Annotated in this window: 19 protein-coding genes; 13 read left to right on the plus strand and 6 right to left on the minus strand. The window is 73.5% G+C overall.

The features are described 5' to 3' along the window. Positions 1–83: 83 nt before the first annotated feature. On the minus strand, positions 84–548 hold the full coding sequence (locus tag NI26_RS03520; RefSeq protein WP_066652441.1) for a DUF2231 domain-containing protein: 465 nt from the start codon (positions 546–548) through the stop codon (positions 84–86). Between the two features lie 490 nt (positions 549–1038). Here NI26_RS03520 and NI26_RS17050 point away from each other — a divergent pair, with 490 nt between their 5' ends. Both NI26_RS17050 and NI26_RS03530 read left to right on the plus strand, forming a co-directional pair. Further along, complete coding sequence (locus tag NI26_RS17050) at positions 1039–1212, plus strand: hypothetical protein (RefSeq protein WP_200884131.1); 174 nt, start codon at positions 1039–1041, stop codon at positions 1210–1212. 118 nt (positions 1213–1330) lie between these two features. Then, on the plus strand, positions 1331–1903 hold the full coding sequence (locus tag NI26_RS03530) for a TetR family transcriptional regulator (RefSeq protein ID WP_066652443.1): 573 nt from the start codon (positions 1331–1333) through the stop codon (positions 1901–1903). Here NI26_RS03530 and NI26_RS03535 read toward each other — a convergent pair. From NI26_RS03535 to xylA, 4 genes are all read right to left on the minus strand, one after another. After that, entirely contained in the window at positions 1861–2868 is a 1008-nt protein-coding gene (locus tag NI26_RS03535; RefSeq protein WP_066652444.1) for a helix-turn-helix domain-containing protein, read from the minus strand. The two genes, NI26_RS03530 and NI26_RS03535, sit on opposite strands and share 43 nt — an antisense overlap. Positions 2869–3020: 152 nt before the next feature. Next, positions 3021–4010: an acetylxylan esterase gene (locus NI26_RS03540; RefSeq protein ID WP_066652446.1), complete on the minus strand. Its 990-nt coding sequence runs from the start codon at positions 4008–4010 to the stop codon at positions 3021–3023. Positions 4011–4124: 114 nt separating this feature from the next. After that, positions 4125–5630, minus strand: coding sequence for a xylulokinase (locus NI26_RS03545; RefSeq protein ID WP_066652449.1), 1506 nt, complete (start codon positions 5628–5630; stop codon positions 4125–4127). After that, positions 5623–6816: a xylose isomerase gene (xylA, locus tag NI26_RS03550; protein WP_066652452.1), complete on the minus strand. Its 1194-nt coding sequence runs from the start codon at positions 6814–6816 to the stop codon at positions 5623–5625. Before xylA ends, NI26_RS03545 begins: the two co-directional genes overlap by 8 nt. Positions 6817–6913: 97 nt before the next feature. Here xylA and NI26_RS03555 point away from each other — a divergent pair, with 97 nt between their 5' ends. The 11 genes from NI26_RS03555 to NI26_RS03605 all read left to right on the plus strand — a co-directional run bounded on the left by NI26_RS03555 (position 6914) and on the right by NI26_RS03605 (position 18925). Further along, positions 6914–8107, plus strand: coding sequence for a Gfo/Idh/MocA family protein (locus NI26_RS03555; RefSeq protein WP_066652454.1), 1194 nt, complete (start codon positions 6914–6916; stop codon positions 8105–8107). Beyond that, positions 8107–8820 carry a ThuA domain-containing protein gene (locus NI26_RS03560; RefSeq protein WP_235426490.1) on the plus strand — a complete coding sequence of 238 codons (714 nt, stop codon included), beginning with the start codon at positions 8107–8109 and terminating at the stop codon, positions 8818–8820. Before NI26_RS03555 ends, NI26_RS03560 begins: the two co-directional genes overlap by 1 nt. Then, positions 8817–9902 carry a Gfo/Idh/MocA family protein gene (locus NI26_RS03565; protein WP_066657795.1) on the plus strand — a complete coding sequence of 362 codons (1086 nt, stop codon included), beginning with the start codon at positions 8817–8819 and terminating at the stop codon, positions 9900–9902. Before NI26_RS03560 ends, NI26_RS03565 begins: the two co-directional genes overlap by 4 nt. Before the next feature lie 77 nt (positions 9903–9979). Further along, positions 9980–11056, plus strand: a complete 1077-nt coding sequence (locus NI26_RS03570) for a sugar phosphate isomerase/epimerase family protein (protein WP_235426493.1) — start codon at positions 9980–9982, stop codon at positions 11054–11056. A gap of 127 nt (positions 11057–11183) precedes the next feature. Next, complete coding sequence (locus NI26_RS03575) at positions 11184–12476, plus strand: ROK family transcriptional regulator (protein WP_066652461.1); 1293 nt, start codon at positions 11184–11186, stop codon at positions 12474–12476. Beyond that, positions 12473–13519, plus strand: coding sequence for an NAD(P)-dependent alcohol dehydrogenase (locus NI26_RS03580; protein WP_066652463.1), 1047 nt, complete (start codon positions 12473–12475; stop codon positions 13517–13519). Before NI26_RS03575 ends, NI26_RS03580 begins: the two co-directional genes overlap by 4 nt. Positions 13520–13686: 167 nt before the next feature. Continuing rightward, positions 13687–15066 (plus strand): MFS transporter, encoded by a 1380-nt coding sequence (locus NI26_RS03585; RefSeq protein ID WP_066652465.1) that lies wholly within the window; start codon positions 13687–13689, stop codon positions 15064–15066. Between the two features lie 85 nt (positions 15067–15151). Then, a complete protein-coding gene (gene glmU / locus NI26_RS03590) occupies positions 15152–16579 on the plus strand; it encodes a bifunctional UDP-N-acetylglucosamine diphosphorylase/glucosamine-1-phosphate N-acetyltransferase GlmU (protein WP_066652467.1) in 1428 nt (475 codons plus the stop codon). Between the two features lie 55 nt (positions 16580–16634). Next, complete coding sequence (locus NI26_RS03595) at positions 16635–17612, plus strand: ribose-phosphate diphosphokinase (protein WP_066652469.1); 978 nt, start codon at positions 16635–16637, stop codon at positions 17610–17612. A gap of 46 nt (positions 17613–17658) precedes the next feature. Next, on the plus strand, positions 17659–18444 hold the full coding sequence (locus NI26_RS03600) for a putative protein N(5)-glutamine methyltransferase (RefSeq protein WP_081984669.1): 786 nt from the start codon (positions 17659–17661) through the stop codon (positions 18442–18444). A 28-nt stretch (positions 18445–18472) separates the two neighbouring features. Further along, positions 18473–18925 carry a GNAT family N-acetyltransferase gene (locus NI26_RS03605; protein WP_066652472.1) on the plus strand — a complete coding sequence of 151 codons (453 nt, stop codon included), beginning with the start codon at positions 18473–18475 and terminating at the stop codon, positions 18923–18925. On the opposite strand, the gene NI26_RS03610 is transcribed toward NI26_RS03605, so the two are convergent. After that, the gene (locus NI26_RS03610) at positions 18912–20513 is read right to left on the minus strand and encodes a molybdopterin-dependent oxidoreductase (RefSeq protein ID WP_081985218.1); all 1602 of its coding nucleotides are present in this window, start codon (positions 20511–20513) and stop codon (positions 18912–18914) included. The genes NI26_RS03605 and NI26_RS03610 overlap by 14 nt on opposite strands. Positions 20514–20578 lie beyond the last annotated feature (65 nt).

The raw sequence follows: 20578 nt of genomic DNA on the forward strand, positions 1-20578 counted from the left end.
CGGAACGCGGGGGACGCCCGTCACGCTCCGCCCCGAGGCTGTGAGGACGGCGGGAGCAGTGCGCATCCCGCCGGCGGGTCCGGTCAGCCCTTCCAGACGGACACGGCGCCGGCGTGACCGATCACGACGACCTCGACGAGCGAGCCGATGCCGGCGGCGACGAGCAGCACGGGGCCGACGATCCCCACCGCTCGTGCCAGCCCGGCGTCCGCGACCCGCGGGGCGGCGAAGCGGTGCCAGCCCCACCAGAGCGTCAGCAGCACGAACACCGCGATCGACCACGGCAGCAGTCCGTCGGCGAGCTCGGTGTGCCGCTCGAGCAGCGCGGTCTCACGCTCGCGGTGCTCGAGCCACTCGCCGGACGAGGTCGCGAGCGGCACCGAGACCAGCGCCACCAGGGCGATGGCCGGCGCGCCGACCGCGAGCCACCGTCGGGCTGCCGGCCAGGCCGCCGTCACGATCGCGGTGAGGGCCGCGACGGGCACCGAGACCGTGGTCAGGTGCACGAGGAGCGGGTGCAGGGGGATGCCGTCGAACTGCCAGTCCATCGTGGCCTTCCGGATCGCGCGTCGGTGGTTCCGACGACCTGCGATCAGCCAAGCGGACCGACCGGTACCGCGCTCGCCCGGCAGGCCGGTCGACGCACTCCGCGAGCACTCGAGACCTCACACGGAGCGGCCGGAGCGCCACACCGGGACGACCCCGTCAGGGGCGGTGGTCGTACCGACCCGGCGGTGGGGCGAGCGGCAGCTGTCGCGGCGACTGGCCGCCGTTCCTCGCAGCGCCCACGGTCGTGAGGGAGCGGGTCACGATGCTCACCGCGGTCGCGAACCACCCGCGCCTCCGCGGATGCTCGAACGCGTCGTCACCCCACGGTCGGTCGTCGTCCGAGTGCCCCATGCCGCCCCTCCCGGTGTCGGTGCTCGTGAGGCTACACGGCCGCGGCCCGCACCGGGAGGTCCGGGACCCGACCTCGCTCCGGGAACCCCGGGGGAGCGTGGGTACCGTGGCACTCCTCACACCGTGAAGGAGCACGCCATGTCGGACGCACACGACCCCCGCGACACCACCAACGACCCCGAGGGCACCGAGAAGGCCGACGGCCTCGGCGAGGACGGCACGATCCCCGCGCACCCCGAGGGCGTCGCCGCCGGCTTCGCCGGTGACGACTCGCACTTCAACCCCGAAGAGGACGACGAGACGGCGGAGTAGCCGACCCGAGCACGAGACGTACGGGAGGCCCGTGGCGACGCCGCCACGGGCCTCCCGTTGCGTCTCCGGTCGCCGCGTCGCCTGCGGGACCGGGCCGCGGATCGGTACCGTGTCGGGCATGGCCCGCTTCACACCCCCCGCTGCCGACGCGATGCGTGCGGCCCTGCTCGCCGCCGCCCGCGACGAGTTCGCTGCGCACGGGCTGGGCGGGGCGCGGATCGAGCGCCTCGCCGCCGACGCCGGGAGCAACAAGGCGCAGGTGTTCCACTACTTCGGGGGCAAGGACGGCCTGTTCGACGCGCTGCTGACGAGCGAGCTGACGGCCGTGCACGAGGCCGCGCCGCTCGACACGGCCGACCTGGCGGCGTGGGCCGGACGCCTGCACGACGTCCTGGTCGAGCGTCCCTGGGTGCAGCGTCTCGCCACCTGGCACCGGCTCGAGCGGCCGGAGACACCGATCGAGGCGCTCGCCGAGCAGTACGCCGACGACGTCGCCGAGGTCGAGCGGGCACAGCGCGCCGGTGTGCTCCCGCGGCGCTTCCGCCCCGCGGTGCTCTACGGGCTGGTCGTCCAGCTCGCGGAGGTCTGGTCGACGCTCCGGCCCGAGGCGTCCGCTCCGGTCGCCGCGGTCGTGCCGCAGCGCCGCCGTCAGGTCGTCGTGGACGCCGTCGGAGCGCTGCTCGGCGACTGACCGGTGTCCCGTCGGGCCCTGCGGTGCAACGTGTCCGAGGGGCGCTCGCCGAAGGCGCCGGCGTAGGTCCCCGCGAACCGGCCGAGGTGTGCGAACCCCCACGCCTGCGCCACCTCGGAGACCGTGGTGGTGGTCGGGTCCCCGGCCTCGAGCGCGGCACGGACCCGGTGCAGTCGCACGTCGCGCAGGAACTGCATCGGGCTCGCGGCTCCGACGCGGTGGAACGCCGCCTGCAGCCCGCGGGCGCTGAGCCCGGTGGCGCGACAGACGTCGGCAGTGGTGAGCGGGCGGTGCGCGTTCGCGGCGATCCACTCCTGCGCGACCCGCACCGATCCCCGTCCTGCGGCCGTGACGCCGGACGCAGCGGTCACGTCGAACGCCCCGATGACGGCCTCGGCGACGCGACGGTGCTGCACCGAGCGGACGACGGGGTCGGCGCCCGGGTCCCACAGGGTCGTGGCGGCGCCCGCGATGGTCCGCCGCAGTGCGGGGAGCGCGTCCGGGTCGGCCTCCGCGCGCAGGTCCAGCGGGCCGGGGAGGTCACCGCGGACCGCAGCCGAGACGGACTCGAGGAAGGCGCCGTCGAAGCGGATCACGTGCTGGACCGCGGGGGCGGCGTCGAAGGTGAACGGGCGTCCTGCCGGGTACATCACGGGGACGTTCGGCCGCATGGTGATCCGGTCACGGCGGTCGGTGTCGAGGACCATGCCCGGCCCGGTCGCCCACGCCAGGGTGTACTGGCGCCCCGGGTTGATCGTGCCCCAGCGGTGCGCCGCGACCGCTGACGTCGCGGTGGTCACCTGGTCGTCGCCGACCGCGCGGTACCGGTACGAGAACCCCTCGGAGACCGCCTGTCCGATGTTGATGTCGTGACTGCTGCAGACGCCCTCGAACAGCTCCACGGCGTCGTCGACCGCTGCGCCGTGCTGTTCGGTGGCGGTGGGGGTGCGGAGATCGGTTCGCATGCGCGCACCAGTCTGCGCCTCCTCGCCGAGGACCAGTGGTGCAGTGCGCGTCGCGGCGTTCCGGCGTTGCGGCGTTGCGGCGTTGCGGCGTTGCGGCGTTGCGGCGTTAAATTTATCGTCGCCGGTCCGACGTTGTTAACTTTAACTGCGGGTCAGCCGAGGTGCCGAGCGAGGAACGCGGCCTGCCGCTCCCAGTGCCGGTGGCCGCCGCCCTCGTGGCCGTTGTAGGGGTAGACCTCGATGTGCTTGTCGGTCGACGCGAGCGCGTTGTACGCAGCGAAGGTCGTGCGCGGCGGGACCACGTCGTCCATGAGGGCGACCGAGAACAGCGCCGGGGCCGTGATGCCTGCGGCCAGGTTCACGCCGTCGAAGTACGCCGCGGTGTCCCACACGGTGTCGACCGCGTCCCGGTGCACGGAGAGGTACTGGGCGAGCTCGAGGTAGGGGCCGCCGGTCGCGACGTCGGTGCCGTGCTCCCAGTCGGACAGGAACGCGACGTCGGGCAGCACGGCGACGAGCGGCGCGGTGTGTGCCTCGACCAGGGCGGCCGCCGCGATCGCGATGCCCCCGCCCTGGCTGCCGCCGGTCAGTGCGATGCGGTCCCGGTCGACGCCCGGCAGTGTCCGCACGGCGTCGACGAGTCGGACGGCGTCCGTGTAGACCCGCCGGTAGTAGTGCTCGGCGGGCGAGGCGATGCCGCTCGCCATCCACCCGCCACCGTTCGGGCCGGACCCGTGCGGGTCGGGGGTGTCGCCGCCGGTTCCCCAGCCGCTGCCCTGCCCGCGGGTGTCCATCACGACGTGCACGTACCCGGCGAGCGCCCACGCGACCCGCTCGCCGGGCAGCCCGCGACCACCGCCGTAGCCGATGAACTCGACCACGGCGGGCAGGTCGCCCGTCGAGTCCGCCGGCCGCGAGACCCAGGCGCGGACGGGGTCGCCGCCGAAGCCCGGGAACGTCAGGTCCTGCACGTCGAGCGCCGTGACCGGCGTGGTGGCGGGGACGAGCACGGGCTCGGTCCCGGCGCCGGCCGCCCGCGCCTCGGCGACGGTGGCGGTCCAGAAGGCGTCGAGGTCGTCGGGCCGCCGCACGGTCGGGCGGTAGGCGCGCAGCTGGTCGAGGGGCAGGTCGGTGAGCGGCATGGGGTCCTCGCTGGTGGTGGGTCGTTCCGGGTGTCCCTGGTCGGAACGGGCGTACCTGGTCGGGAGTTCCGACCGGGTACGCCCGATTCCACCAGGTGGACGCGCCTCAGCGCATCAGCGCGCGGCGGCGCGGTACTGCTCGAGCACCTCGGGGTGCGGGTCCGCGGGCACCACCGTCGCGGCGACCTCCCACGACGGCAGGCTCCCGGTCAGCACCCACGCGGCCTGTCGAGCGGCACCCGAGGCGACGTACTCGCCCGGTTCCGGGATCGACACGTCGCGGCCGAACACCTGCGCGGCGACGGCCCGGACGGCCTCGTTCCGTGCGGCGCCGCCGATCAGCAGCAGCCGCGACACCTGCACGCCGGTGGCCTCGACCGCGGCGAGGCCGTCGGCCAGGGCGCAGAGCATGCCCTCGACGGCGGCGCGGGCGAGGTGCGCCCGGTCGGTCGTCGCGGGCGTCATGCCCACGAGCGAGGCGGTGGCGTCCGGTCGGTTCGGGGTGCGCTCGCCGACGAAGTACGGCACGAGCACGAGCCCGCCCGCCCCTGCCGGCGCCTGCAGCGCCAGCTCGCCGAGCTCGCCGTGGTCGACGGAGAGGAGTCCGCCGATCACCTCGAGCACGCGGGCCGCGTTGAGCGTGGTGACGATCGGGAGGCGCGACCCGGTCCCGTCGGCGAAGCCCGCCACGGTCCCGCTCGGGTCCGTCACCTCGGTGTCGGTGACGCCGAAGACGGTCCCGCTGGTCCCGAGGGACACCGCGACGTCACCCGGGCCGAGCCCGAGGCCGAGCGCTGCCCCGGCGTTGTCGCCGAGCCCCGGGCCGACGACGAGACCGGCGCGGGCGACGGCGCCGCCCGGCAGCTCGACGTCGGACGCCAGGGTGCCCATCGCCTCGTCGGGCGCCACGACCCGCGGCACCACGACCGGGCCGTCGCCGTCGGCGTGCGCGTCGCCGTCGTGCGGTCCGGCAGCGACCCGCGAGGGACGCCCGAGCGCCTGCTCGAACAGCTCCGCGTCGTACTCCCGGCGCACCGGGTCCCAGTAGCCGGTGCCGCTGGCGTCCGAACCGTCGGTCGCCAGCGCGTCGAGGTCCGGCCCGAGCGGGCTCTCGTCGGCGGGGCCGTACCCGCGCAGTCGCCACGACAGCCAGTCGTGGGGGAGCGCGACGGCGGCGACGCGCGCCGCGTTGTCGGGCTCCGCGTCGCGGAGCCACCGCAGCTTGGTGCCGGTGAACGACGCCACCGGGACCAGACCCGTCCGGGCGACCCATGCCTCCCGGCCGAGCTCCTCGACCATCTGCGCGGCCGCGTCGGCGCTGCGGACGTCGTTCCACAGGAGTGCGTCGCGGACCACGTGACCGTCGGCATCGAGCGCGACCATGCCGTGCTGCTGCCCGGCGATCGCGACGGCGGCGACGTCGTCGAACCCGCCGGCGTCCGCGATCGCGGTGCCGAGCGCGTCCCACCAGTGGCGGGGGTCGACGGAGGTGCCGTCCGGGTGGGACGCGCGCCCCTCCCGGACGACCGCACCGGTCGCCGCGTCACGGACCGTGACCTTGCAGGACTGGGTCGAGGAGTCGACCCCTGCGACCAGCCGACGCTCGACGACGTCAGCCACGAGCGCCCATGAGGTGCTCGATCGCGAGCTGCTGCAGGCGCACGAAGCCGAAGCCCTTGCCGCCGAAGTACGCGTCGGCGTCGAAGTCCTCGTAGGCCGAGCGGTCGGCGAGGAAGTCGTCGTACGACTCACCGCTGTTCAGCGTCGGCGTCGAGAGCTCGTCGACCTTCGCGGCGGACAGGGCCTCCTGCACCTCGGGGTCGGCGCGGAACGCCTGGGCGCGCTCCTTGAGGAGCAGGTACATGCGCATGTTCGCCTGCGCCGAGTCCCAGACGCCGGTGATGTCCTCGGTGCGGCTCGGCTTGTAGTCGAAGTGGCGGGGGCCGTCGTACGCCTGGCCGCCCTGCGGGGCACCGTGCTCGAGCAGGTCGACGAGCGAGAAGGCGTTCTGCAGGTCGCCGTGGCCGAACACGAGGTCCTGGTCGTACTTGATGCCGCGCTGCCCGTTGAGGTCGATGTGGAAGAGCTTGCCCTGGTAGAGCGCCTGGGCGATGCCGGCCGTGAAGTTCAGGCCCGCCATCTGCTCGTGGCCGACCTCCGGGTTGATGCCGAAGAGCTCCGGACGCTCGAGCGTCTCGGTGAAGGCGATCGCGTGACCGAGGGTCGGCAGCAGGATGTCGCCACGGGGCTCGTTCGGCTTCGGCTCGATGGCGAAGCGGATGTCGTAGCCCTTGTCGGTGACGTACTGGGCGAGCAGGTTCACGGCCTCGCGGTAGCGCTCGAGGGCGGCCTGCACGTCCTTGGCGGAGTCGTACTCCGAGCCCTCGCGGCCACCCCACATGACGAACGTCTTCGCGCCGAGCTCGGCGGCCAGGTCGAGGTTGCGGAGCACCTTGCGGAGGGCGAAGCGACGGACGTTCCGGTCGTTCGAGGTGAATCCGCCGTCCTTGAAGACGGGCGCCGAGAACAGGTTCGTCGTGACCATCGGCACGATGATGCCGGTGGAGTCGAGCGCGCCCTTGAGGCGGTCGATCTGCGCCTGGCGCTCGGCGTCGGTCGAGCCGAACGCGAACAGGTCGTCGTCGTGGAAGGTCAGGCCGTAGGCACCGAGCTCGTCGAGCTTCTCGACCGCCTCGACCACGTCCAGCGCGGGACGGGTCGGGCCGCCGAACGGGTCGGAGCCGTTGTAGCCGATGGTCCAGAGACCGAAGGAGAACTTGTCGTCGCGGGTGGGCGTCGTTGCCATGGTGGATCACCGTTCGTCGTCGAAACAAAATGTTGCCGCGCCCAACATAAGCGGTAGGGTGGATCCTGGCAACACCGGATCGCAAAGGAGCGAGTGGATGGCACAGGACGGACACGGGCCGGGACGACTGCGCGTCGCCATGGTCGGGCACGGCTTCATGGGAGCGGCGCACTCCCAGGCGTGGCGGACCGCACCGCGGTTCTTCGACCTCGGCGTCGAACCCGAGATGGCCGTGGTGGTCGGCCGTGACGCCGAGCGCACCGAGGCAGCGCGCGTGCAGTACGGCTGGCAGGCCGCGTCGACGGACTGGCGGCAGGTGGTGGCGGACCCCGACATCGACCTCGTCGACATCGTCTCGCCCGGTTCCTCGCACGTCGAGATCGCGATCGCCGCGCTCGAGGCCGGCAAGCACGTCCTCTGCGAGAAGCCCCTCGCCAACACGGTCGAGGAGGCCGAGGCGATGACCGCCGCTGCGGAGGCCGCCGCCGAGCGCGGCGTCCGCGCGATGGTCGGCTTCAGCTACCGCCGCGTCCCTGCGATCGCGTTCGCCCGGCAGCTGGTCGCGGACGGGAGGATCGGCACGGTCCGCCAGGTCCGCGCGCTCTACCTGCAGGACTGGTTGTCCGACGAGGACGGCCCGATGACGTGGCGCCTCGACAAGGCGCTCGCCGGCTCGGGCTCGCTCGGCGACATCGGTGCGCACGCGATCGACCTCGTCGAGCACGTCACGGGCGCACACCTGTCGACCGTGTCCGGCACGCTCGAGACCTTCGTGCACGAACGTCCGCTGATGGCCGAGGGGGTCGGGCTCTCCGGCACCGCGTCGAGCGAGCGCGGACAGGTCACCGTCGACGACGCCGCGTTCTTCCTCGGTCGGCTCACCGGCGGCGCTGCCGAGGGTGCGATCGGCACCTTCGAGGCCACGCGCTACGCGACCGGGCGGAAGAACGGCCTGACGCTCGAGGTCAGCGGGTCCGAGGGCGCGATCCAGTTCGACCTCGAGTCCATGAACGAGCTGCGCCTGTACGAGTCGTCGGCGCCCGCGGGGGAGCAGGGCTTCCGTCGCGTCCTCGTCACCGAGCCGGAGCACGAGTACATGGCCGCGTGGTGGCCGACCGGGCACCTCATCGGCTACGAGCACACCTTCAGCCACCAGGTCGCCGACCTCGTGCGGGCGATCGTCGCGGGCACCGACCCCTCGCCGTCGTTCGCCGACGGCCTGCACGTGCAGCGCGTCCTCGACGCGGTCGAGCGCAGCGCGTCCGACGGCAGCGCCTGGACGGCGATCTGATGGCCGACACGATGAACGACACGACGAAGCGAGCGCTGGTCGTCCGTGGCGGGTGGGACGGGCACATGCCCGTCGAGACCACCGACCTGTTCGTCCCCTTCCTGCGCGACAACGGCTTCGACGTCCGCGTGTCGGACTCGACGGCGGTGTACGCCGACGAGTCCGTGATGGCGGACGTCGACCTGATCGTGCAGGTCGTCACGATGTCGACCATCGCCGACGACGAGTTCGCGGGACTGCAGCAGGCGGTGCTCGGCGGCGCCGGGCTCGCCGGGTGGCACGGCGGGATCGCGGACGCCTTCCGGAACACCGCCGACTACCTGCACATGGTCGGCGGGCAGTTCGCGCACCACGCGGGCAAGCACCCGTCCGAGCGCACCGGCGAGCAGTCCGACAACTACATCCCGTACACGGTGCACATCACCGAGGCCGGGCACGAGCACCCGATCACGCAGGGCATCGAGGACTTCGACCTCGTGACCGAGCAGTACTGGGTGCTCTCCGACGAGTACAACGACGTGCTGGCGACGACGACGCAGGAGGCCCGGGACTTCGACGCCTGGAACCGTCCGGTCACCGCGCCGGCGATCTGGACCCGGCAGTGGGGGCAGGGACGCGTGTTCGTCTCGGCACCCGGGCACCGGCTCGAGGTCGTCGAGTCGCAGCCGCTCCGCACGATCATCGAGAGGGGACTCCTGTGGGCAGCCCGATGAAGGTCGGTGTCGTCGGGGTCGGCGTCATCAGCCAGCAGTACTTCGAGCACTTCCCGGCGCTGCCCGGGCTCGAGCTCACCGCCGTCGCGGACATCGACGTGGCCCGGGCACGGTCGGTGGGCGAGACGCAGGGCGTCCGCGGTTCCTCGGTCGACGAGCTGATCGCCGCGGACGACGTCGACGTCGTGCTCAACCTGACGATCCCGGCGGCTCACGCCGAGATCGCCACGCGGGCGCTCGAGGCCGGCAAGCACGTGTACGGCGAGAAGCCGCTCGCGATGTCGACGGCCGAGGCGCGCCCCGTGCTCGACCTCGCGCGTCGCTCGGGCCTGCGGGTGGGCAGCGCGCCGGACACCGTGCTCGGCACCGGGATCCAGACGGCGCGGCAGGCGCTCGACAGCGGCGCGATCGGCACCCCGGTCGGCGCCGCCGTGTCGTGGTCGGCGCCCGGGCACGAGCTCTGGCACCCGGCGCCGGCGTTCTACTACCAGCCCGGCGGCGGCCCGCTGCTCGACATGGGGCCGTACTACCTGACGAGCCTCGTGTCGTTCTTCGGCCCGGTCGTCCGGGTCAGCGGAGCCTCGACCCGGTCGGACCGCGAGCGCACCATCGCGACCGGCCCCGCGGCCGGCACCCCGCTCCGGGTCGACATCGACACGCACGTCGTCGCCGTCCTCGAGCACGCGGACGGCGTCGTCTCGACCGTCACGGTGTCGTTCGAGGTCTGGGCCACCAGGGCGCCGCTGTTCGAGGTGTTCGGCACCGCGGGCACCCTCGGCGTCCCCGACCCGAACCGGTTCTCCGACACCGTGTCGATCGCCGACGCCGCCACCCGCGAGTGGCGGGACCTGCCGACGAGCGCCGGGTACGTCGACGCCGGACGCGGCTACGGCCTGGCCGACATGGCGCACGCGATCGCGACGGATCGCCCGCACCGCGCGTCCGGCGACCTCGCGTTCCACGTGCTCGAGGTGATGGAGGCGGTCTCCACCGCGGCCCGCGAGCACACCGTGGTCGAGGTCCGGTCGCGCGTCGACCGCCCTGACACCGTGCCGGCCGGTGCCACCCCCGGGTCCTGGTGAGCCAGACTCGGCAGCAGCAGCAGCAGCAGCAGCAGCACGACGCGACACGACACGACAGGCGAGGAAGGACGACGACGATGACGACGACGGACGGAACCGGCGAGACCGGGGCGAGCGGCGCCTCCAGGCCGGACGGCGGCGGCCGCTCGACCAGGCCGGTGACCCTGTTCACCGGGCAGTGGGCGGACCTGCCCTTCGAGGAGGTCGCACGGCTGGCGGGCGAGTGGGGCTACGACGGGCTGGAGATCGCCTGCTGGGGCGACCACCTGGACGTCCGACGCGCCGCGACGGACCCGGCGTACGTGGCCGACCGGAAGGCGGTCCTGGAGCGCAACGGACTGCAGGTCTGGACGATCGCGAACCACCTGACCGGCCAGGCCGTCTGCGACGACCCGATCGACCAGCGGCACGAGGACATCCTCGCGCCGCACGTGTGGGGCGACGGCGACCCCGAGGGCGTCCGGCAGCGGGCGGCGGAGGAGCTGCAGTGGACGGCCCGTGCGGCCGCTGCGCTCGGGGTGTCGACCGTGACCGGCTTCTCGGGGTCGTCGATCTGGAAGACCGTCGCCGGGTTCCCGCCCGTGCCCCCGGCGATGATCGAGGCCGGGTACCAGGACTTCCACGACCGCTGGTCGCCGATCCTCGACGTGTTCGAGGAGGTCGGCGTCCGCTTCGCGCTCGAGGTGCACCCGTCCGAGATCGCCTACGACTACTGGACCGCGAAGCGGGCGCTCGAGGTGTTCCGGGACCGCCCGTCGTTCGGGTTCAACTTCGACCCGTCGCACTTCGTGTGGCAGGACCTCGACCCCGCCGCGTTCCTGCTCGACTTCGCCGACCGGGTGTACCACGTGCACTGCAAGGAGTCGGTCAAGCAGCTCGACGGCCGCAACGGTCGACTCGGATCGCACCTGCCGTGGGGCGACCCCCGTCGTGGGTGGGACTTCGTCTCCGCCGGGCACGGGGACGTGCCGTGGGAGCGGGTGTTCCGCGTGCTGAACCACATCGGGTACGACGGCCCGACGAGCGTCGAGTGGGAGGACGCCGGCATGGACCGACTCGTCGGCGGCCCCGAGGCGCTCGCGTTCGTGCGTCGCCTGGGGACGATCGCCCCACCGGACGCCGCGTTCGACGCCGCGTTCTCCCGCTCGCGCTGAGCCGCGCGCGGGTACGGACGGACCCGCGAGACTCGGCACCGCGGACAGTTCCGCGGTGCCGAACCCGCGAAGGTGTCCGCCGAGCCGAGACTCGGCCCCCCACACCACACCACCACGAGGAGGACCCATGGCCAGGTCGGCCACGACCACGCCCGGGAACGTCGCGCGCGTCCTCCGCATCGTGCACGAGGGCGGGCCGGTCACCCGTGCCGAGCTCACCCGTCGGACGGGACTCAACCGGTCGACGGTCCTGGCGCTCGTCGGGGAGCTCGTCGAGCAGGGGTTCGTGCACGAGGAGCTCCCGGGAGCCGGGGCGGACCGTCCCGCCGGGGTCGGTCGGCCGAGCGCCGTCGTCCGGGCATCGCGCGACGTCGTGGCCGCCGCGGTGACCGTGGAGATCGACGCCGTCGCGGTGGCGCTCGTCGCGCTCGACGGCACCGTGCGCGACCGCCTCGTCGAACCGCAGTCGAGCGTGCCCGGTGCCGCCGCAGCGATCGACGCCGTGGCCCGTGTCCTCGCCACGCTGACCGCACGCGCCGATCCGGCACTGCGGCTCGTCGGCGTGGGCGTCGCTGTCCCGGGCATCGTCCGGGTCGAGGACGGGGTCGTCCGCGACGCCCCGCACCTCGGTTGGCGGGACGAGCCCTTCGCCGGGCCCCTCGCCGAGCGTCTCGGGCTGCCCGTCCGCGCGGCGAACGACGCGAACGTCGGTGCGTGGGCCGAACGGCTCTACGGCAGCGCGCGCGGCGTCGACGACCTCGTGTACCTCAACGGCGGCGCCAGCGGCATCGGCGGTGGGATCGTCAGCGCCGGCCGCCCGTTCAGCGGCGCGGACGGGTACGCGGGCGAGCTCGGGCACACCTTCGTCGCGGCGAACGGCATCCGCTGCCACTGCGGGGCGATCGGGTGCCTGGAGACCGAGGCTTCACGCGGGGCCCTCACCGCGGTGACCCGGACCGCGCCCGACGACCTGGACGCCCTCGCCGCCGCCCTGGCCGAGCGACACGACGCGGTCGAACGGGTCGTGGACCGCCAGGTGACCGCGCTCGCGACGGCGATCCGGAACGCCATCCACACCGTCGACCCGCAGGTCGTCGTGCTCGGGGGGTTCCTCGGCGTGCTGCTCGGGCACGTGGGGGACCGCGTCGAGGACGACGTCCGGGCGCAGACGATGGCCGCGATGACCGACCGGCTGCGCATCGTGCCGGCGGAGCTCGGCCGTGACGTCCTCGTCCGGGGCGCCGCCGAGCTCGGCTTCGCCGACCTGCTGCGCGACGGGGCCCTCCCGACAACCAGCGGCGCGACCACGACCGGCCCGAGCGGCGCGACCACGACCGGCGCGACCGGGACCCGCGCGTCCGACACCGACCACACCACAGCCGACCGCGACGACGCGGTCGAGGAAGCGAGATCCGCATGAGCACCACCTCCGACACCCAGCGCGCGAGCGTCCTGCTCGGCACCGAGGACCTGACGATCGAGGACCGCCCCGTCCCCGAGGTCGCCCCCGGCGACGTGCTCGTCCGCGTGGCCGCCGTCGGCGTCTGCGGCTCCGACGTCCACTACTACCGCCACGGCCGCATCGGCGACTTCGTCGTCGAGGAGCCCCTCGTCCTCGGCCACGAGCTCTCCGGCACGATCGCCGCGGTCGGCGAGGGCGTCGACCCCGCCCGCGTCGGCGAGCGCGTCGCCGTCGAGCCCCAGCGCCCCTGCCACCGCTGCGCGCAGTGCCTGGCCGGCCGCTACAACCTCTGCCCGCACATGCGCTTCTACGCGACACCGCCGGTCGACGGTGCCTTCGCGGAGTACGTGACGATCGAGGCCGAGTTCGCGCACGCCCTGCCCGACACGGTGTCCTTCGAGGCCGGCGCACTGCTCGAGCCGCTGTCCGTCGGCATCGCCGCGGCGCGCAAGGCCGGCATCGTGCCCGGCTCGAGCGTCCTGATCGCCGGTGCCGGTCCGATCGGGGTCATCTGCGCCCAGGTCGCCCGGGCGTTCGGCGCGACGCGCGTGGTCGTCAGCGACCTCGTCCCCGAGCGCCGCGAGCGTGCGCTGTCCTTCGGCGCGACCGAGGTGGTCGACCCCGTCTCGGTGGACGTCACGTCGGACATCGTCCCCGTCGACGCCTTCATCGACGCCAGCGGTGCGCCCCGTGCCGTCTCGGACGGCATCAAGGCCGTCGGACCGGCCGGCGCGGCGGTGCTCGTCGGCCTCGGCAACTCCGAGATGGTGCTGCCCGTCGAGCACATCCAGAACCTCGAGGTGACGGTCACCGGCATCTTCCGCTACACGAACACCTGGCCGGTCGCGATCGGTCTGGTCGCGTCGGGCCAGGTCGACCTCGACGCGCTCGTCACCGGGCGCTTCGGACTCGACGCGGTCCGCGAGGCCCTCGAGAGCGACACCGACCCGGCCTCGCTCAAGTCCGTCGTCTACCCGAACGGCGTGCCCGCGGGCGCGTGAGGACGCGAGCCGACGTGCGCGACGCGGGTCGCGCCGTCCGGTGAGCGGTCGTCGGACGGGAGGCGCGGTGCCGGCGAGTGCCGTCCTCCCGTCCGTCGTCCGATCACCACGGCGAGCCGTGGCCGGGTCGGCCCCGCCGCGACACCGCGACGCGCTACGGTTCGGCCATGACCGCGACACCGGCGGCGGCAGTGCCGCGACGCACCGACCGGCGGGCACTCGTGTCCTGGGCGCTCTGGGACTGGGGGTCCTCGGCGTTCACCGCCGTCGTCACCACCTTCGTCTTCAGCACCTACCTGGCGAGCCGGGCGTTCGTCGACCCGCGGCTCGTCGCTGCCGAGGACTCGTCGACGGCCGCTGCGCAGACGGTCGAGCGGGAGCTGGCGCACAACGCCGCGACGGTGTCGACGGCCCTGACCCTGGCGGGGATCGTCGTGGCGCTCGTCGCACCTGCGGTGGGGCGGCTGGCGGACTCGTCCGGGCACCGCCGCCGGTCCGTGCTCATCGGGACGATCGGGGTGGCGCTGTCGATCGGGGCGATGGTGTTCGTCGCGCCGCAGCAGCCGTACCTGGTGCTCGGCGCAGCGCTCCTCGGCATCGGGACCGTCGCGTACGAGGTCGCCACCGTCGGCTACAACGCGATGCTCGGCCAGGTGGCGTCGGGCCCGCAGACCGGCCGCGTGTCGGCGATCGGCTGGGCCGCCGGGTACTTCGGCGGGATCGTGCTGCTCGTCGTCCTGCTCCTCCTCTGCATCCAGGACTTCGGCACCGAGGGGGTCGCGGGCCTCCTGCAGCTGCCGTCGACCGTCGCGTCCGGGTCGTGGGACGTCCGGGTCGCGATCGGGATCGCCGCGGTGTGGCTCGCGGTCAGCTCGGTCCCGCTCTTCCTGACCGTGCCCGAGGCGGCGCCGGACCGTTCGCGCACGGGCGGTCTGCTCAGCGCCTACCGTGACCTCGGACGGCACGTCGCCCGGCTGTGGCGGGAACGCCGCAACGTCCTGGTCTTCCTGCTCGCGAGCGCCGTGTTCCGCGACGGCGTCGGTGCGGTCTTCACCTTCGGCGGCATCGTCGCCGCGCAGGTGTTCGGCTTCAGCCCGTCGCAGGTGATCCTCTTCGCGATCGCGGCGAACGTGGTGGCGGGTGTCGCGACCTTCGCCTCCGGGCGGCTCGACGACCGCTTCGGTTCCCGGGCGGTCATCACGGTCGCGCTCGTCGGGCTCGCGCTCACCGGCATCGGGGTGTTCCTGATCGGGAGCGCGACGGCCGGGTTCTGGGTGCTCGGGCTCACGCTGGCGATCTTCGTCGGGCCGGTGCAGTCGTCGTCCAGGGCGTACCTGGCACGACTCGCCACCCCGGGACGCGAGGGCGAGCTCTTCGGCCTCTACGCGACGACCGGGCGAGCGGCGTCGTTCCTCGCGCCGGCGCTGTTCGGCATCGCGGTGACGATCGGCGGCTCGACGCGGTACGGGATCATCGGCGTGGTCGTGGTCCTCGTCGCGGGCCTCGTGCTCATGGCGTTCGTGCAGCGGGAGCCCGCGCGGGCGTAGCGCACGGTCCGCTCGCCCCACGCCGGGCCGGCGCTGCCGGTGCGGGTCGAGCACCCAGTCGGAGCACATACGCCAGGATGGGTGCATGACCGACCAGCGGATCGCCGTCGTCGTCCTCGCCGCCGGGCAGGGCACGCGCATGAAGTCGTCCACCCCGAAGGTGCTGCACCGCCTCGCCGGCCTGCCCCTGCTGGCGCACGTGCTGCGCACGGCGTCCTCGATCGAGCCGGAGCACGTCGCCGTGGTCGTGCGGCACGAGCGCGAGCGCGTCGCGGCCGAGGTCGCCGAGCGTGCCCCCGGGGCGATCGTGGTCGACCAGGACGAGGTCCCCGGCACCGGACGCGCCGTCGAGGTCGCGGTGCAGGCGCTCCCGGCGGACTTCGACGGCTCGGTCGTGGTGCTCTCCGGGGACGTCCCGCTGCTCGACACGGCGTCGCTCCGACGCCTCGTGGACGCGCACGCCGGCAACGCCGTGACCCTGGTCAGTGCGATCGCCCCGGACCCGACGGGGCTCGGCCGGGTCGTCCGCGACGCCGCCGGGGCGTTCGTGCGCGTCGTCGAGCACAAGGACGCCACCGAGGCCGAACGGGCCATCACCGAGGCGAACGCCGGCATCTACGCGTTCGACGTGACCCACCTGCGTGCGGTGCTGCCCTCGCTCACCACGGCCAACGCGCAGGGCGAGAAGTACGTCACCGACGTCCCGTCGCTCGTCGCCGCGCGCGGGGGAGCGATCGACGTCGTCACGCTGACCGACCCGTGGCTCGTCGCCGGCATCAACGACCGCGCGCAGCTCGCCGACGCGGCGCGTGAGCTCAACGCCCGCATCGTCCGTCGGCACCAGCTCGCCGGTGTCACCGTGCAGGACCCGGCGACCACGTGGATCGACGTCGCCGTCACCGTCGAGGCCGACGCCGAGATCCTCCCCGGCACGCAGCTCGTCGGGGCGACGGCGATCGCCGCCGGCGCGGTGGTGGGACCGGACACCACGCTCCGCGACACCGAGGTCGGAGCCGGCGCGGTCGTGAACCGTGTCGACGCGACGCTGGCGGTCATCGGCGACGGCGCCACGGTCGGTCCCTTCGCCTACCTGCGACCGGGGACGGTCCTGGGCGAGCACGGCAAGATCGGCACGTTCGTCGAGACGAAGAACGCGGTGATCGGCCGCGGCAGCAAGGTCCCGCACCTGTCGTACATCGGTGACGCCGAGGTCGGCGAGGACTCGAACATCGGGGCCAACACGATCACCGCGAACTACGACGGCGTGCACAAGCACCGCACCGAGGTCGGGTCGAACGTCCGCACGGGCTCGCACAACGTGTTCGTCGCCCCGGTTAGGATTGGTGACGGGGCGTACACCGGCGCGGGTACGACCGTCCGCAAGGACGTACCGGCCGGGTCGCTGGCGATCAGCTACGCCCCGCAGCGCAACACCGACGGATGGGTCGAGGAACACCGACCCGGTTCGCCGGCGGCCGAGGCGGCTCGGCGCGCGCACGGCGAACAGATCTGACGGCGGTCGGGTCGATCGAGACGACCCCGAGCGGGTCAGGGAGTGAGCACCGCACTTGTCCGGAATCAAGACCACGGGCCAGAAACGACTCGTCCTCGTGTCGGGCCGGGCGCACCCGGAACTCTCGGCGCAGATCGCCGACGAGCTCGGAGTCGACCTGGTGCCGACCGATGCCCGGACCTTCGCGAACGGTGAGCTCTACGCCCGCTTCGACGAGTCGGTCCGCGGTTGCGACGCGTTCGTCATCCAGTCGCACACCGCGCCCATCAACGAGTGGCTCATGGAGCAGCTCATCATGGTCGACGCCCTGAAGCGTGCCTCGGCGAAGCGCATCACCGTCGTCGCGCCCTTCTACCCCTACGCGCGCCAGGACAAGAAGGGCCGCGGGCGCGAGCCGATCTCGGCCCGGCTCGTCGCCGACCTGTTCAAGGCCGCCGGTGCCCACCGCATCATGAGCGTCGACCTGCACGCCGCACAGATCCAGGGCTTCTTCGACGGCCCCGTGGACCACCTGTTCGCCATGCCCGTCCTGCTCGAGCGCTTCCAGCAGATCCTCGACCCGAAGACCCTGACCGTGGTGTCGCCCGACATGGGCCGTGTGCGCGTCGCCGACATCTGGTCCGAGAAGCTCGGTGCTCCGCTGGCGATCATCCACAAGCGGCGCGACCCGCTCGTGCCGAACCAGGTGTCCGTGCACGAGATCGTCGGTGACGTCTCGGGCCGCGTGTGCCTGCTCGTCGACGACCTCATCGACACCGGCCGCACCATCGCGAAGGCCGCCGAGGCGCTCAAGAACGCCGGCGCGACCGGCGTGGTCGTCGCGGCGACCCACGCCGTGTTCTCCGACCCGGCCACCGAGCTGCTGCAGAGCGAGTTCATCGATCGCGTCGTCGTCACCGACACGCTGCCCCTGCCCGAGGACAAGCGCTGGGACCGCCTCGAGGTCCTGCCGATCGCGCCGCTCATCGCCCGCGCGATCCACGAGGTCTTCGACGACGGGTCCGTGACCTCCATGTTCGACGGTGCCGCGTAGGCGGACCGGACGCGTGCCGGGCGTGACCCGGCCGGCGGGCTGAGCCGTGCCTCCCGTCCACCCGGCACGCGCTGCCCTGGCTGCCCGTCTGCGGGCGACGGGCAGCGTGTTCGCCGAGGACGAGGCCGACCTGCTGCTCGAGGCCGGCGACGGCGATCCGGTGAAGCTGCGCGGGCTCGTGCAGCGGCGACTCGGCGGTGAGCCGCTCGAGGTCGTGCTCGGCTGGGCCGCGTTCGACGGGCACCGTGTCCGGGTCGTCCCGGGGGTCTTCGTGCCGCGGACCCGCACCGCCGTCGTCGTCGAGCAGGCCGCGCGACGCCTGCACCGCTACGACCGGGTCGTCGACCTGTGCTGCGGTGTCGGGGCGATCTCGGTGGCGTTGCTCGGACGGGTCGGCGCACTCGACCTCGTCGCGGCGGACATCGACGCGGACGCCGTCGACGTCGCGGCGGAGAACATCGGCGACCGGGGGATCGTCGTCCTGGGCGACCTGTTCGCGCCGCTGCCCGAGCGCTTCCGCGGCGTCGTCGACGTCATCGCGGTGAACGCGCCGTACGTGCCGTCGGACGCGCTGGCCACCATGCCGGCCGAGGCGCGGGAGCACGAGCGGCGCATCGCGCTGGACGGTGGGCCGGACGGGCTCGACGTGCACCGGCGAGTGGCCGCGGGAGCGGGGGAGTGGCTGCGCCCGGGCGGCGCGGTCGTCATCGAGGTCTCGTCGACGCAGGCGCCGCAGTCCGCTGCGCTGTTCGAGGGCGCCGGGTTCACCGTGACGGTCGAGTCCGACGAGCAGGTCGAGGGCACGTGCATCGTCGCGGAGTTCCCCGCCTGACACTCGTCCGCCGCGGTACCGTCGCGGTGTGGAGTACTCGTTCGCACTGCCGACCGCAGCGGAGTTCCGGGCCCTGTACGACGAAACCGGGTGGGGTGCGTGGGACCTCGAACGGTTCCGTCGGGCGCTGGCCGGCAGCTGGGTGGTGTGCAGCGCACGCGACGAGACGGGGCGTCTGGTCGGCATCGGACGGCTGATCAGCGACGGCGCCCTGCACGCCTTCGTGACCGAGATGATCGTGGCGGAGGACGCGCGCGGCCGGGGCGTCGGCGGCGAGGTGCTCGCGCGGCTCGTCGACGAGTCGCGCCGTCGTGGGGTCGACGACGTGCAGCTCTTCGCGGCTCGGGGCCGAGCTGCCTTCTACGAGCAGCGTGGCTTCGCACGCCGGCACGAGGACGGACCGGGCATGGACCTCGTGACGGTCGTCGCGGCGCCCGGTACCGGCAGCGACGGCATCGGCAGCGGGGTCAGCCGGCGCTGACGTGCACCGTGTGCCACCCGGTCGCGCCGTTCGGCGCCGGCGGCCGCTCGACGCTCGTCTGCACCTGACCGTCGGCGCTGACCGCCCGGACCCGGATCGTGTGCGAGCCGGCGTCGGGCGTCCAGCGGTACACCCACTGTCGCCAGGTGTCGGCCGAGACGGAGTCGGCGAGCGTGGCGTCCTGCCACGAGCCGTCGTCGATGCGGACCTGCACGGCCTTCACGCCGGTGTGCGGCTGCCACGCGACGCCGGCGACCGCGACCTGCTGCCCGGCGGTCACCGAGGCACCGCCGCGAGGGGTGTCGATCCGCGACTCGAGCTTCACCGGCCCGCGCTCCGACCACCCGCGGGGTGTCCAGTAGCCCTGGGCGTCGGCGAAGCGGGTGACCTCGAGCTCCGTCACCCACTTCGTCGCGGAGACGTAGCCGAACAGCCCGGGGACCACCATCCGCACCGGGAACCCGTGCTCGGCCGGCAGCGGTTCGCCGTTCATCCCGATCGCGAGCAACGCAGCCGTGCCCTCGTCCTGCAGCACGTCCAGCGGCGTGCCCGCGGAGAACCCGTCGATGCTGCGGGACAGCACCATGTCGGCACCGTCCTGGACACCCGCACGAGCGAGCAGCTCACGGATCGGGTAGCCCAGCCACAGCGCGTTGCCGATCAGGTCGCCGCCGACCTCGTTCGACACGCAGCTGAGCGTGGCCATGTGCTCCTGCAGCGGGAGCGCCAGCAGCTCGTCCCACGTCAGCTCGACCTCGCGGTCGACGGCGCCGTGGATGCGGAGCGACCAGTCCGCGGGGTCGACGGACGGGACCCGCAGCGCGGTGTCGATCCGGTAGAAGTCGGCGTTCGGGGTGACGTAGGGCGTGATCCCGTCGACGTCGAGGGACGCGCCCCCGGGAACGGCGGGCGCGGTCGTCGCCGCACGGGGCAGCCGGACCGCCCGCCGTGCCGCTGCGGCGGCCTGCACCGCCGCGGTGCCGGCTCGCGACGCTCCTCCCACGACGATGGCCGCCACGGCCGTCGTCGTGCTCCACACGAGGAAGGTGCGCCGCTCGGTCGCCGCGGGGCGGGGCGAGGCCGACGGCACGGCGGTCGCTGCCTCCCACCGGCGGAGGTGGCGCAGGAGCACGCGGAGCACGACGATCGCGGCTGCGACGCCGAGGACCGTGGGCGCTCCGTCCCACGTGCCGCTGCCCGAGCGGGTGGTGACGGCGACCAGCGCGAGGACCGCACCGGCCGCGAGGACGAGCGCGCCGAACGGCGGCCGGGCACGTTCGAGCACACCGGCGCCGGCGCTGACCGCGGCCGTCACCACGGCCATGAGCACGAAGAGGGCGACCTTGTCCCCGGTGCCGAACAGGCCGACCATCAGGTCCTTCGCCGCCGGGGGAGCGAGGTCGATCACGGCGGAGCCGACGGCCACCAGCGGACTGCCCGCCCCGCCGAGCAGCAGCGCTCCGAGCTCGGCGACCGCCAGGAACGCGGCGATCGCGATCACGCCGCAGACCGCGGCGAGCAGGGCCGGGCGACGGACCGGGGTCGGGGTCGGTGCCTGCTCGGTGGTCGGTGCCGCTGACGTGCTCACCCGTGCAGCGTAGGTCGGCGCCACCGCGGATGGGCTGACAACAGCACGGCGGTGGACGCCTCGGT

It is taken from the genome of Curtobacterium sp. MR_MD2014 (assembly GCF_000772085.1).
Classification (GTDB): domain Bacteria; phylum Actinomycetota; class Actinomycetes; order Actinomycetales; family Microbacteriaceae; genus Curtobacterium.